At 34.8% G+C, this 351-nt stretch carries 1 protein-coding gene; it reads right to left on the bottom strand.

The features are described 5' to 3' along the window. On the bottom strand, nt 1–351 hold a 351-nt coding region (locus NE544_RS12370; protein ID WP_256269511.1), incomplete at both ends, for an IS110 family transposase.

The raw sequence follows: 351 nt of genomic DNA, 5'->3' as shown, positions 1-351 counted from the left end.
ATGAAATACGATTGCCTCTACCTTTGATTTCAAAACATTTACGAATTGTACGAATGTCTGTAGAAGCGATTGCTTCAGCGCTGCCAAACGTTTTAAGAAGGTTCATGTAAACAATGCTATATTTCGAACTGAATAAAGTGTTGAATTCAGGGAAAACAAGATCAATCGATTTCTGTAGTCGATTACAGTAGACATTGAGTTCTTCTTTTAGATTATGGTGATGACGAGTCAATTGTCTCTGTTCGTATAAATCAAAACGGTCAACTTTAGTAATACGATACTGTTTCTTACGCTCAGGAGTATCTAGAACATCACAAATAGTGATTGTATCCAGTTTGTCATTCTTAGTAA

Origin of the sequence: Holdemanella sp. MSK.7.32, from assembly GCF_024460475.1 — a bacterium.
Classification (GTDB): Bacteria; Bacillota_I; Bacilli_A; order Erysipelotrichales; family Erysipelotrichaceae; genus Holdemanella.
Note: the sequence above shows the minus strand (reverse complement) of the source record. Positions and strands in the feature narration are given on the sequence as shown.